The sequence below is a fragment of the Bradyrhizobium sp. F1.4.3 genome (assembly GCF_040548375.1).
In the GTDB taxonomy this organism is placed as follows: Bacteria; Pseudomonadota; Alphaproteobacteria; order Rhizobiales; family Xanthobacteraceae; genus Bradyrhizobium.
This window is the reverse complement of sequence record NZ_JBEPRN010000006.1, coordinates 82,631-95,595: the sequence shown is the minus strand read 5'-3', so window position 1 is coordinate 95,595 and position 12,965 is coordinate 82,631. Positions and strand designations below refer to the sequence as shown.

The following is a 12,965-nucleotide window of genomic DNA, read 5'->3' as shown; positions in this document are numbered from 1 at the left end:
GCACACCGGGATGGCAGGCACGGTTTGCGTACCCCGTTGACGCTGCACCGGCTTGATTTGGCTAGGTTCCCGCCGCATAACTGTGTGAGAGCGAGGGACACGAATGGCGCCTGGTCAAGAGCCGAGCATGGGTCAGTCGGCAGGTACGAACTCCGGCGAACGTGCCTATGCGACGATGATTGCGAGGGCGCGGGCGCTCCTGCCGCAACTGCGGGAGCGGGCGGCTCGGACCGAAGAGTTGCGGCACCTGCCGTCGGAAACCGAGCGGGATCTGCACGACTCCGGCCTGTTCCGGATGCTTCAGCCAAAGCGCATCGGCGGCGCCGAGCTCGACTACGTCGCCCTGATCGATTGCGCCGACCTGCTCGGACAAGCGGACGCATCCGTGGCCTGGAATCTCGCCAATCTCGCAAGCCACCACTGGATGCTCGGGATGTTCGAGCAGAGAGCGCAGGATCTGGTCTGGGGCGGCGACCCGGACGTGCTGATCGCATCATCGTTCATCTTCCCTGCTGGCCGCGCCAGGAAGGTCGAGGGCGGATACCAGCTAAACGGAAGCTGGCCGTTCTCATCGGGCGTCGCCTCCTGCGAGTGGAACATGCTCGCAAGCGTCGTCTCTTCTGACGATGAGGCTGACGGCATCGAATACCGCATCTTTCTGTTGCCCAAGGCCGACTACAAGATTCTCGATACCTGGAATGTCACCGGACTGCGCGGCACCGGGTCGTCGGACGTGGAAGTCAGGGATGCTTTCGTCGCCGACCATATGACGGTCGCTGTAGGCGATCTTGCCGGCGGTTCGGCGCCGGGAAGCAAGGTGAATCCCAACCCGCTGTATGCGCTGCCGGTATTCTCACTGTTTCCCTACGTTTTATCCGGCGTCGCGCTCGGGAATGCGCAGGCGTGTCTGGACGACTATGCGGAGGTCTCGCGTCACCGCATATCGACCTACAATCGCGCCAAGTTGAGCGACTTTCAAAGCACTCAGATCAAGATCGCGGAGGCCTCGGCCAAGATCGATGCGGCACGTTTGATCATGCGCTCGGCCTGCATCGATGCCATGGAGGATGCGCAACGTCGTCACATTCCGGACATGGCGACCAAGACCAGGTATCGGCGTGATGGTGCCTTCTCGGTCAATCTATGTACCGACGCGGTCTCGATGCTGTTTGCTGCGAGCGGTGCGCGCGGCTTGTTCACGACGGGGGTGTTGCAGAGGCAGTTCCGTGATGCGCATGCGATCAACTCGCACCTTGCATTCAATTTCGATGCGGCCGGGACCAATTATGGACGTGTGGCGCTTGGCCTTCCGTCCGAGAATCTCACCTTGTGAGGCCGGCCGATGAATGATCTGCCAAAACAACCGGTCGTCCCTGATCCAGCCAACGAACTTGCGAGCGACAACTCGCCGATCGATCCCCGCGACTTTCGCAATGCGCTCGGCACCTACGCCACGGGTGTGACGATCATTACGGCTGCAGGGCCGGACGGAAAGCCTTATGGCTTAACCTGCAACTCGTTCGCTTCGGTCTCCTTGAATCCGCCTCTGGTTCTCTGGAGCCTCGTCGTCTACTCGTCGAGCCTGACCGTGTTTCAGAACGCCAGCCATTTCACGGTCAATGTGCTTGGCGCTTCGCAGCAGGCGCTCGCGAACAAATTCGCCAAATCATCCGATGACAAATTCACCGGGGTCGACTGGACGCCGGGGCTCGGCAACGCGCCGGTGTTTGCCGAGAGCGTGGCCAATTTTCAGTGCCGCTCGGTCAATCGCTATTATGGCGGCGACCACGTGATCTTCCTCGGCGCGGTAGAGGCCTATACCTACAACACGAAAGAGCCGCTGCTCTTCGCGCGAGGGGCGTTTGGCCGATTCCTCCCCGACGATGGGCCCAAGAAATCGCCGTAAGTCGGGAACTGCAGCTTACCGCTCTTCCGCTGAAAGCTTGTAGATCTCCAGTGCATCGGCATCGGCGCCACGCGCGGTCTTGGCCAGTCTGAAAAGCTGCCCGGCGAGTGAGGCCATTGGCACCGGCGTCGACGTCGCCTGGGCCACATCGGCAACCGTGTCGAGGTCCTTGAGCATCGTCGCAATGTGACCGAGCGGCGGTGAGTGAATGCCATGGACCATACGCGGCACGAAGAGCTGAAGCGGAATGGAATCCGCAAAGCCGCCGGCGAGCGCTTCGGGTAGCCGACTAGCGTCAATTCCGGCGTTCACGGCAAGGCGGGTTGCTTCCGCAAGGACGGCCATCGCGCATCCGACGATGACCTGATTGCAGAGCTTTGTAGTCTGGCCGGCGCCCGTGGGACCCATGTGGGTGAACCTGCGCGCGATGGCCAGCACGTAGGGTCGCACCCGTTCGATGTCGGCGGCTTCTCCGCCGGCCATGATGGCAAGCGTGCCTTCTTCGGCGCCCTTGGTGCCACCGGACACCGGTGCATCGATCAAGCCTGCGCCGTTCGCGTCTTTCAGTCGAGCCGCAAGATCGCGTGCGGCATCCGGATGGATCGACGAGAAATCGACGACGAGTTTGCCTGCACCAGGAGCCGCTGAAATGCCCTCGGATCCAAAAATCAGTTCTTCGACTGCCGTCGCGTCTGTCACGCACATGAAGACGATGTCCGATCCCGCCAGAACGTCGAGGGGCGCGGTTGCGCGCCTGGCGCCGGCCTCAACGAGCGGAGCCACCTTGCCCTCCGAGCGGTTCCAGACCGTCACCTGATAGCCGGCCTTGAGCAGGCGCCGGGTCATCGGCGTCCCCATCAGTCCAAGGCCGAGATAGCCGAGTCTCTCGACGCCTTGCGGGTTTACCCCGCTCGCATCAGCCATAGGTTGCCTCCTTCTCCCGCGGCGCAATGCCGCGTGGCCGCCGCTGCACCATACATCGTGCGCCCCACGGCGAAACCGGGCAGGCATGCATGGCTTGCCTGATTGTTTGAACCATGAAACATTTGGGTCGGTCGGGTTGGGTGGCGCCCGTCGGCGCCGGAGCAGCGGAGTGGGCACAATGCGAACGGTTTCGAGGTGGATGCTGGCAATAGGGGCCGTGGCGGCCATGATTGCGGGCGCAAGCCCCTCACGAGCGCAGCAGACGATCCGCGTCGGCTGGACGATCCCGGCCGAGGAATCCAAGTACTGGATGATGCGCAGGCCGGCTGAATTTCCCGACATCGGCAAGACCTACAATATCGAATGGACCCAATTTCAGGGCACCGCGCCGATGACGCAGGCTTTGGCGGCCGGCGCTCTCGATTGCGCGACGCAGGCGCCGCTGTCGCTCGCCAACGGCGTAGTCGGCGGCAATCTCAAGGCCTACATCGTGGCGCAGCACGTCTTCGAGAAGCCCGGCGGCTTCTCGGTCTACTGGGCAGTGATGGACGACTCGCCGATCAAGACGATCGCCGATCTCAAGGGCAAGACGGTCGGGATTTCCGTGATCGGCGGCGGTACGCAAGGACCGTTCAACCTGCTCCTGAAGCAGAACGGCGTCGATCCGGCCAAGGATATCAAGCTGGTCGAGGTCGGCTTTGCCGTTTCGGAAGATGCGTTACGGCAGGGCCGGGTCGATGCGGTCAACATGAACCAGCCGTTTGCGGCGCGCGCAGAGGCGAAGGGCGGTACGCGAAAACTGTTCTCGCTGTCGCAGGCCATGCCGAACATCGTGCACATCCTGGAAGCGTGCCGCGCCGATTTCGTCGACAAGAACCCTGACCTGGTCAAGGCCTATGTCCGCGACATCACCTCAGGCATGAAGAAAGCGCTGGCGAACCGCGAAGAGACTTTGAAGGTCGTCAACGAAGTTCTGAAGGCACCTATTCCGGTGCTTGAGACCTACCTCCTCAAGGACAATGATTTCGGTCGCGATCCCGGTGCGGCTCCGAATTTTCCCGCGATCCAGAAGATGCTGGACATCTACGCAGAGACCGGAATGTTGCCGAAGCTGGACGTCGCGCAGTTCAAGCATCCGACCATCGTCGCGCCTCTGCAATAGGCGATCGGCAGTTTGTCGAATTATCGAGGTCGCAATGTCCCGCCATGTGCGGGACATTGCATGAAGATGATGCAAGTATGAAGAAGTTGCGATCACGGATAACGACTGATGGCCTTGACCGGGCCCCGCACCGCGCATTCATGCGCGCGATGGGCCTGGACGATGCGGCGATTGCGAAGCCGATGGTGGGTGTCGTTAGCATGAAGGGCGAGCAAACGCCCTGCAACATGACACACGACTTCCAGGTGGCGGCGGCCAAAACCGGTATCGAGGAGGCCGGCGGCACGCCGCGCGAGTTCTCGACTGTGTCAGTCTCCGACGGCATCAGCATGAATCATGAGGGAATGAAGTTTTCCCTCTTTTCGCGCGAACTGATCGCCGACTCGATCGAAGCTGTCGTGCATGGCCTCGCTTACGATGCACTGATCGGATACGGCGGATGCGACAAAACGCTTCCGGGCGTGATGATGGGCATGGTTCGTTGCAACGTGCCGTCCATCTTCATCTATGGCGGCAGCTCGCTGCCGGGGCGCGTGGACGGGCGGACCCTGACGGTACTCGACTCCTACGAAGCCGTTGGCAGCTTCATGACCGGTGAGATCGATGGTGCCACGCTCGAGCGGATCGAGCGCGCGTGCCTGCCGACCATCGGCGCGTGCGCCGGCCAGTTCACCGCGAACACGATGGGGATGGTGTCAGAGGCGATGGGGCTCACTATTCCCAACGTCTCGATGGTGCCCGGTGTCTACGCCGAGCGCGCGCAGATATCGCGCCGCGCCGGGAGGCTAGTAATGGAAATGCTGGAGCGCGGTGGGCCGCTGCCACGCGACATCGTGACGCGGAAATCCCTGGAGAACGGCGCCGCGATCGTTGCTGCGACGGGCGGCTCGACCAACGCTGCGCTACATTTGCCGGCAATCGCGAACGAGGCCGGCATCGCATTCACGATCGATGATGTCGGAGAGGTTTTTGCGAGGACGCCCCTGATTGGAAACCTGCGGCCCGGCGGCAAATACACGGCGAAGGATGTCTACGACATCGGTGGCGCGGCCGTTGTGATCCGCGAGTTGATCCAGAGCGGGCATATCGATGGCAGCTGCCTGAGTGTTACCGGCCGTGCGCTTGCCGAAGAATATGGCGCCGCCAACGCGCCCGACGGAGAGGTCGTTTATGCGGTCCGCGCGCCGATCATGTCGGACGGCGGCGTGGCGGTGCTGAAGGGAAACCTCTGCCCCGATGGTGCGGTGATGAAGGTCGCGGGTTTGAAGAGCCAGTTCTTCGAGGGCGTCGCACGTGTTTTTGAAGATGAGGAGGCTTGTGTCGCAGCGGTTCGCGACCGCAGCTACAAGGCGGGCGAAGTTCTCGTGATCCGTAATGAAGGACCGGTTGGCGGCCCCGGCATGCGCGAGATGCTCGGCGTTACCGCGCTGATCTATGGGCAGGGTATGGGCGAAAAGGTGGCCCTGATCACCGATGGACGGTTCTCTGGCGCCACCCGCGGCATGTGCATCGGCTATGTGTCTCCTGAGGCCTTCGTCGGCGGGCCGCTCGCGTTGGTTCGTGACGGCGACGGGATCCGGATTGATGCTGCAAACCGACGGATGGATATGCTGGTCGACGAGCAGGAACTCGTGGCGCGCCGACGCGACTGGAAGCCACGCCCGCCGCGTCACCGTGCAGGTGCGCTCGCAAAATATGCGCGGCTGGTTGGCCAGGCGCCGGGTGGCGCGGTTACGCATGAGGGTCCGGCAGAATGGCCCTGGTTCGAATGACGCGCCGACCCGTGCGAAAACGACCGCCTGTCTGGCAGGTTTCTTGCTAAGCTCGTGTCGCTGAAGAAGGACATTCAGCAGGTTAAAGCGATCGTCGCGCGCGGGTGAAGTGAGAGACGGGATGAAGGTAGTGCCTTCGAGATCGAGCGAATGGGTGAGACCGGTGACGTCACAAAAGCCGGCTTCTGCGATCATCGTGATCGACCGCGTCTCGCAGGTTTTTCAGACCTCGGCGCGCAAGGATCATTTGGCGTTGTCGGACATCTCCCTGACGATCGAAGAGGGAGCGTTCGTTTCCATCCTCGGCCCGTCCGGCTGTGGCAAGTCGACACTGCTTTACATCGTTGGAGGCTTCGTCAGTCCAACCCGCGGGGCGGCCAAGATGAAAGGAAAGGCGATCACGGCGCCCGGCCCGGATCGCGGACCAGTGTTCCAGGAATTCGCGCTGTTTCCCTGGAAGACTGTGCTGGGCAATGTGATGTATGGACCGCGCCAGCAAGGTGTACGACCGACTGAGGCTGAAGCGCAAAGCCGGGCCTTGATCGAGATGGTCGGCCTAAAGGGCTACGAGAACTTCTATCCGAAGGAGCTGTCGGGCGGCATGAAGCAGCGCGTCGCGCTGGCCCGGACGCTGGCCTATCATCCCGAAGTTCTGCTGATGGACGAGCCGTTCGGTGCGCTCGACGCCCACACGCGTACGCGCTTGCAGAACGATCTCTTGAACATCTGGGAGCGTGACCGCAAGACCGTGTTGTTCGTCACCCATTCGGTCGACGAAGCCGTCTTTCTCTCCGATAAGGTCGTCATGATGTCGAAATCTCCCGGCCGCATTCGACAGGTCATCGACATCGATCTGCCGCGGCCGCGCCGTCGAAACGAGCTGTTGCTCGATCCGCGCTACCAGAAATACGTCGTCGACATCGAGCGCATGTTCGACGAGGTCGACGAGACCGGATCGCCGTTATGATGTCGCCGGCTGCCTTGGCCAGACGCGCCGCCCCTGTGTTCGCCTGCATTGGGCTGCTGGCAGTGTGGCAGCTCGCGGCCCTCATGCTGAAGAACGACAGCTTCCCAACTGCGATCGAGGCAATCCGCGCGATCCCGGACATCCTCGGCGACAAGGAAGCGCTGATCAACATCCTGGCCTCGCTCCGCCGCATGGCGATCGGGTTTGGCGTTGCGGTGCTCTTCTCGATTCCGCTGGGCCTGTTGATGGGCCGCAGCCGGGCGGTTGCGGCTTTCTTCAATCCGCTCTTGATGGTGATCTATCCCGTGCCGAAGGCAGCCTTGATGCCGATCATCATGCTGTGGCTCGGGGTCGGCGACATCACGAAGACGCTGGTGATCTTCCTCGGCGTAAGCCTGCCGGTGATCTATCACAGCTTTGAAGGCGCCAAGGCCGTCGAGGAGAAGATGCTGTGGTCCGGCGCGGCCATGGGACTTTCGCTTGCGCAACGCCTGGTGCGGATCGTGTTGCCGGCGGCGCTACCGGAGATACTGACCGGGTGCCGTACGGGGTTGGTGTTGGCCCTGATCACGATGATCACGAGCGAGATGATCGCCCGTCAGTCCGGAGCCGGAAACATCCTATTTAACGCACTCGACATGGGCCAATATGACACCGTGTACGCAATGATCATCATCGTGGGCGCGATGGGAATCTGCCTCGACGCGATGTTCGAGCGGGTCCGCGCAAGACTCGTGCGTTGGTCTGAACCTCAGCTCGACATGCCCCTGAGTTTCTCATGACATCGCGCCTTTCCTCAACTAATGTGATCCTCGGGCTGGCGCCAATAGCGCTGGTCATCGCGATCTGGCAGGGCCTCGTGTCGTCCGGCCTTGCGCCCGCGGTTTTGCTGCCGCCGCCAGGGGTCGTCTTCAGCCGGCTACTCCAGCAAGTTTTCACGTGGACGTTTCAGCAGGAGATCGCGGCAACCCTGGTCCGGCTGTTTGCCGGCTTCGTGATTGCGGTCGTGCTCGGCGTCAGCATTGGCATCGCAGCTGCGGCCAATCCGGCGATCAACGCTGTGGTTCGGCCGATCGTGCGGGTGCTGGCGCCGCTGCCCAAGGTCGCGCTCTATCCGGCGCTGTTGTTACTGCTCGGTTTCGGCCACGGATCGAAGATCACATTGGTGGCGGCGGACGCGCTCTTTCCCATTCTGCTGTCCACCTATTATGGCGCGTCGACTGTCGAGCAGAAGCTGATCTGGTCGGCGATGGCGGCGGGAACGCCGCGCTACGAAATTCTGTTCAAGGTGGTGTTGCCGGCGGCGATGCCGTCTATCCTGACCGGCTGCCGGATCGGTCTTGTCATTTCCTGTATCGTGGTGTTTCTGGCCGAGATGATTACGTCGACGGATGGGCTGGGCCATGTCCTCGTGACCGCGGCCCGGACCTTCCAGGCCGTTGACATGTTCGTGCCGCTGATCACGATCTCCCTTTTGGGTTTGATCCTGAATGGCCTGCTGGGGGCCGTGCGGTCATACCTGCTCCGGGGTTTCCCCGAAGCGTAACGGACCGAACAAGAAAATAAGACCGGGAGTGAACCATGCTGGCTGATCGCATCGAAGCAAAGTGGATCGACGCGTTTTGCGAGATTTTCGAGCGGTGCGCCGTCAAGCCCGGTGATACCCCGGCAATCCTCTCGGAAACCCAGTCGCGAGCGCTGAATGTGCATCTCGCGGAGCTCGCGCTGTTGCGGATGGGTGCACGGCCGTTTCACGTTGTGATGCCGACGCCGCGTAACCGGAATATCGTTCCGGTTCGCTCAACAGGGGCGAGCGAGGCGATCCAGCGGCTTGGGCCGGTCATCAGCGCGCTTCAGCAGGCGGGCTTCGTGGTGGATTGCACCATCGAGGGCCTGATGCACGCGGTGGAGACACCCGAGATCCTGAAGGCCGGTGCGCGGATCCTCGTGATTTCCAACGAGCATCCCGAGGCGCTGGAGCGGATGGTGCCGGATTCCGCACTGGAGAAGCGGGTTCGGGCGGCGGCGAAGATGCTGCGCGGGACCAAGCGGATGCGCGTCACCTCAAAAGCTGGTACGGCGCTTGACGTGGATATGGTCGGTGCTTCGACCGTCGGCGTGTGGGGCTGGACCGACAAGCCGGGCACGCTCGCGCATTGGCCAGGCGGCATCGTCGTCAGCTTTCCCAAGAGCGGGACGATCAACGGCACCTTGGTAATGGCGCCCGGCGACATCAACCTGACCTTCAAACGCTACTTGACGTCGCCGGTGAAGATGACGCTGAAGGACGATTATGTCGTCGAGCTGGATGGCGAGGGCACGGATGCCGCGATGATGCGGGCTTATCTCGCCGCCTGGGGCGATCGCGAGGCCTATGCGGTGTCGCATGTCGGTTTCGGCATGAACCCGGGCGCGCGCTACGAAGCGCTCTCGATGTACGACCAGCGCGACACCAATGGCACGGAGATCCGTGCGGTCTCCGGCAATTTCCTGTTCTCGACCGGCGCCAACGAATTTGCCGGCCGCTACACGGCGGGCCATTTCGACCTGCCAATGATGGGAACGACCATCGAGCTCGATGGCGTCGCGGTGGTGCGGGAAGGCGTGCTCCAGGACGTCTTCGGCTAGCTGCGATCGAGCACGGGCGGGCGAGCCAGGTCGAAGTGCCGGAGCAGGTCGACCATGGCCTGAAGCCGCTTTGCCCGATAGGCGTCGACGTCGAGGCCGGAATAATCGAGAAAGCCTGCGCCCGTCCGCAGGCCGATCCGGCCTTCGTGCATGTTGCGTGAAATGACGTCCGGCGCGCGATAGCGGTCGCTGCCGAGCGCGCCTTCGAGGTAGCGGCTGGCGTAATACAGGATGTCGCCGCCGCCCCAGTCGATGAATTCGAGTAGCCCGAGCACCGCGTAGCGGAAGCCGAAGCCGTAACGGATCGCCTTGTCGATGTCCTCCGCGCTGGCGACGCCTTCCTCGACCATGCGCGCGGCTTCATTCATCGCAAGCGCCTGGATTCGAGGGACGATGAAGCCCGGCGTCGCTGCGCAGACGACCGGTACCTTGCCGATGCCTTCAAGCAGTGCCTTGATTTCGTCAATGATGGCGGGATCGGTTGTTTTGCCGGGCGAAACTTCCACCAGCGGGATCAGATAGGCGGGATTGAGCCAGTGAACGTTGAGGAAGCGGCGAGGGTTTTCGACTACGCCGGACAGATCATCGACGAGGATGGTGGACGTAGTTGATGCAATGATCGTGTCCGGGCCGACCTGTTTTGAAGCCGCCCCGAGCACCTCCCGCTTGAGTTCGACGACCTCGGGAATGCCCTCGAAGACGATTCCGGCTTCGGACAGCGCTACACCGCTCTGGCGGGACGGCACCACCGAAACCCGTGCGATGAGCGGATCGACATCTGCCTCGGTCAGTAGCCCCAGCTTCGACAGGCTGGCAAAGGTCTTCCTGACTTCGCCGAGCGCGTCCGTCTCCAGCTTGGCGAAGTCTTCCGGGGAACGAGCCTTGACGTCGATCATGGCGACCCGGTGGCCTGCGTAAGCGAACGCGACAGCAATGCCGCGGCCCATGCGGCCGGCCCCGAGACAGGCAATGTTGGCGCGGCGGGTCATCGGTCAAAATCCCTTACGAAGAAGCGTCTGCAGTTCCACCTTATCGAGCTTGCCAAGCTCCAGCGCCTCAAGCGTTCGGCCGCCTTGCGTAAAATCCTCGCCGCGGATCGCGCCGCCGATCGCCAGAAATGCTCTCGCCAGTGGCGTCGCCACACCGGCCATCGCCGCGACTGAGACCAGCAGCGACAATCCAAGCCGCAGATCCTCACGCATGTAGCGATGCTCAGTCAGCACGATCCGCTCGCGCCAGTCGCCGGAATCGGTCAGCCGATCGTGCGAGCCGCGGCCATACATCCAGATCTCGCCTTCCCTGGCGTAATGGTGAGCGAGCGGAAAATGCGGCGCGCTATATCCAAGCGCCTCACGTACGGCGATCCGCTCGGCGTCGAGCGCGTCAGTGACCCGCCGGATCGCGGCTTGCGTGCCTTCCTTGTGGATGTCCCATCGTTCGAAATGCTCGATCGGTCCTGCATTCATCACGATCAGTGGCGGATGGATGATGGGGCCTGCATTCATCAACGCACCCGAAAGCGCGTCTCCGCATGGCTCGATCGCATCAGGGAAAGCGCGTCGGATCACTTCGAGTGCCTGCGGCGCTTGATTGAGCGGGAACACGCCGACCGGCAGTCGCTTGGCGCGGATGGTGATCGCGACCTCGAACGGACCGTGCTTGCGGGTGAGCCACGGCAGTGTGCCGGTCTCGGCAAAGCTCGCTTTGGCGTGGTTGCCGGCATCCCGAGCGGCCTGGGCGAAGATCATCGAGCCGAATGTGGCCGGCGGCAGAAACACGACTTGGCCGTCCTGTAGGTGTGGGGCGAGCAGGCGGGCAATGTCCGGCTGCGCGAAGGCGGGGGCAGGGCACAGGATCAGCTCGGCGCCGCTGACGGCTTCGGAAATGTCGGTCGTGACCAGCGCCAGCTCCACGTCGTGGCGGCCGTTGTGGTCCTTCACCAGGATGCGCGAGCCCGCAGCGCGATGTGCGGCCACTTGATCAGCGTCACGGCGCCAGAGCCGGACCTCATGCCCCAACAGCGCAAAATCGCCTGCGGCTGCGAAAGAGCCGTTTCCCCCACCCAGAACCGCAATCTTCAAGATGCTTCTCCTTGCGCGCGTGACTGCGCATCAAGCTGCTTCAGCAGGAAGTGCTGGATCTTGCCCAGCGCCGTGCGCGGCAGGTCGGTGACAAAGACGATGTCGCGCGGAAGCTTGTAACGGGCGAGCTGCGCCTGAAGGTGCGCTCGCAGCTCATCAGCTTCGAGCCGGCAGCCGGACCGCCGGATGACATAGGCGATCGGCACCTCGTCCCAGCGCGGGTCCGGTCGCCCGATCACGGCGCATTCGCTGACGTCCGGATGTTCGAGCAGGACCCGCTCGACTTCGGCCGGGTAGACGTTCTCGCCACCGGAAATAATCATGTTCTTCTTGCGATCGCGGACCCAGAAATAGCCGTCCGCGTCGCACAGGCCGATGTCGCCCGTGCGATACCAGCCGTCGTGCAGCGCGTCGCGCGTGGCATCCGCATTGCCCCAATACTCGAAGAAGATGTTGGGGCCGCGTAGCGCGATCTCGCCCAGCGTGCCGGCTGGCACCTCGCGGCCTGCCTGATCGATCACCTCTGCCTCGCAGCACAGGCCGGCAAGACCGGTCGATCCCACACGCGAGAGATCGCCGCCAAGTCGCGTGTAGACTGCGATGGGGCAGGTTTCCGTGGAGCCGTAGACCTGAAGCACCGGAACATCGCGCGCGACAAAGCGATCGATCAGATGCGGCGGCACGATGGTCGAGCCAGTGGCAACCGCCTTGAGTGACGAAAGATCGGTCGTGGCCCAGGCGGGATGGTCGCTCACGGCCTGGATGATCGCCGGCACCATCACCGTCAGTGTCGGCCTGTCGTTCGCGATGGCAGCAAGCGCCGTGTCGGGCGCGAAACGGGCGTGGATCGTGACGGTCGCGCCCAGCTGAAGCGCCGGCGTGGTCTGGATGTTGAGGCCGCCGACATGGAAGAACGGCAGCACGGTCAGCACGTGATCGTCGGACGTCATGTTGTGCATGTGCTGGCTCATGACGCCGTTCCAGAACAGTGCTTCCTGGCGCAGCACCGCGCCTTTCGGCCGTCCGGTCGTTCCAGACGTGTACACGATGAGCAGCGGGCAGGAGAGGTCGGTATGCGGGTTGCGACCGCTTCCGTCGTTGCGCGCCAGCAAGTCCTCGAATGTTGCGCCGTGAGGCGGCGTGAAGTCGAGGCCGACAACGGCTGTCCCCGGCGCGAGTTCGGGAAGAACTCCCTCAAAGGCCTCCTCGAGCACCAGCACCTTGGCACCCGCATCGGTGAGAATGAAGAGCTGCTCGGCGATGGCCAGCCGCCAGTTCAGCGGCACTAGCATCGCGCCGAGCCGCGCGCATGCATAGAGCAGGACCAAGTAATCCGGCCGGTTCAGGCTCAGGATCGCAACGCGGTCGCCCCGGCCGACTCCGAGTTCCTTCTTCAACGCGCTGGCGGTCCGCTCGATGCGTGTGGCGAACGCCGCGTAGCTCAGCCGTTCCCCTTCGAAGGCAATGGCAGTCTTGTCTGGCGCGAACGCCGCGTTGCGATCGATCAGACTACATAGGTCCACCG

Annotated in this window: 12 protein-coding genes; 8 read left to right on the top strand and 4 right to left on the bottom strand. The window is 62.8% G+C overall.

Features of this window, described 5'->3' with window-relative positions:
* The first annotated feature begins 103 nt into the window (after positions 1–103).
* Complete coding sequence (locus tag ABIB73_RS18760; RefSeq protein WP_354226110.1) at positions 104–1,333, top strand: acyl-CoA dehydrogenase family protein; 1,230 nt, start codon at positions 104–106, stop codon at positions 1,331–1,333.
* A 9-nt stretch (positions 1,334–1,342) separates the two neighbouring features.
* Positions 1,343–1,906 (top strand): flavin reductase family protein, encoded by a 564-nt coding sequence (locus tag ABIB73_RS18755; RefSeq protein WP_354226108.1) that lies wholly within the window; start codon positions 1,343–1,345, stop codon positions 1,904–1,906.
* 15 nt (positions 1,907–1,921) lie between these two features.
* Here ABIB73_RS18755 and ABIB73_RS18750 read toward each other — a convergent pair whose 3' ends face one another.
* Positions 1,922–2,830, bottom strand: coding sequence for an NAD(P)-dependent oxidoreductase (locus tag ABIB73_RS18750; RefSeq protein WP_354226106.1), 909 nt, complete (start codon positions 2,828–2,830; stop codon positions 1,922–1,924).
* Positions 2,831–3,008: 178 nt separating this feature from the next.
* Here ABIB73_RS18750 and ABIB73_RS18745 point away from each other — a divergent pair, with 178 nt between their 5' ends.
* From ABIB73_RS18745 to ABIB73_RS18720, 6 genes are all read left to right on the top strand, one after another.
* The gene (locus ABIB73_RS18745; protein WP_354226104.1) at positions 3,009–3,992 is read left to right on the top strand and encodes an ABC transporter substrate-binding protein; all 984 of its coding nucleotides are present in this window, start codon (positions 3,009–3,011) and stop codon (positions 3,990–3,992) included.
* Between the two features lie 77 nt (positions 3,993–4,069).
* Positions 4,070–5,764, top strand: coding sequence for a dihydroxy-acid dehydratase (gene ilvD, locus ABIB73_RS18740; protein WP_354226102.1), 1,695 nt, complete (start codon positions 4,070–4,072; stop codon positions 5,762–5,764).
* Positions 5,765–5,885: 121 nt separating this feature from the next.
* Complete coding sequence (locus tag ABIB73_RS18735) at positions 5,886–6,731, top strand: ABC transporter ATP-binding protein (protein ID WP_354226100.1); 846 nt, start codon at positions 5,886–5,888, stop codon at positions 6,729–6,731.
* Positions 6,728–7,513 carry an ABC transporter permease gene (locus tag ABIB73_RS18730; protein ID WP_354226098.1) on the top strand — a complete coding sequence of 262 codons (786 nt, stop codon included), beginning with the start codon at positions 6,728–6,730 and terminating at the stop codon, positions 7,511–7,513. The genes ABIB73_RS18735 and ABIB73_RS18730 overlap by 4 nt, the downstream gene beginning before the upstream one ends.
* Complete coding sequence (locus tag ABIB73_RS18725; protein WP_354226096.1) at positions 7,510–8,277, top strand: ABC transporter permease; 768 nt, start codon at positions 7,510–7,512, stop codon at positions 8,275–8,277. Before ABIB73_RS18730 ends, ABIB73_RS18725 begins: the two co-directional genes overlap by 4 nt.
* Positions 8,278–8,312: 35 nt before the next feature.
* Entirely contained in the window at positions 8,313–9,359 is a 1,047-nt protein-coding gene (locus tag ABIB73_RS18720; protein WP_354226094.1) for a 2,5-dihydroxypyridine 5,6-dioxygenase NicX family protein, read from the top strand.
* Here the strand turns inward: ABIB73_RS18720 and ABIB73_RS18715 are convergent.
* From ABIB73_RS18715 to ABIB73_RS18705, 3 genes are read right to left on the bottom strand one after another with little or no spacing between them, the layout of a single operon-like run.
* On the bottom strand, positions 9,356–10,348 hold the full coding sequence (locus ABIB73_RS18715; protein WP_354226092.1) for a 3-hydroxybutyryl-CoA dehydrogenase: 993 nt from the start codon (positions 10,346–10,348) through the stop codon (positions 9,356–9,358). The genes ABIB73_RS18720 and ABIB73_RS18715 overlap by 4 nt on opposite strands.
* 3 nt (positions 10,349–10,351) lie before the next feature.
* Entirely contained in the window at positions 10,352–11,440 is a 1,089-nt protein-coding gene (locus ABIB73_RS18710) for an NAD/NADP-dependent octopine/nopaline dehydrogenase family protein (RefSeq protein ID WP_354226090.1), read from the bottom strand.
* Positions 11,437–12,963, bottom strand: coding sequence for a class I adenylate-forming enzyme family protein (locus tag ABIB73_RS18705; protein ID WP_354226088.1), 1,527 nt, complete (start codon positions 12,961–12,963; stop codon positions 11,437–11,439). The genes ABIB73_RS18710 and ABIB73_RS18705 overlap by 4 nt, the downstream gene beginning before the upstream one ends.
* Between the last annotated feature and the right edge of the window lie 2 nt (positions 12,964–12,965).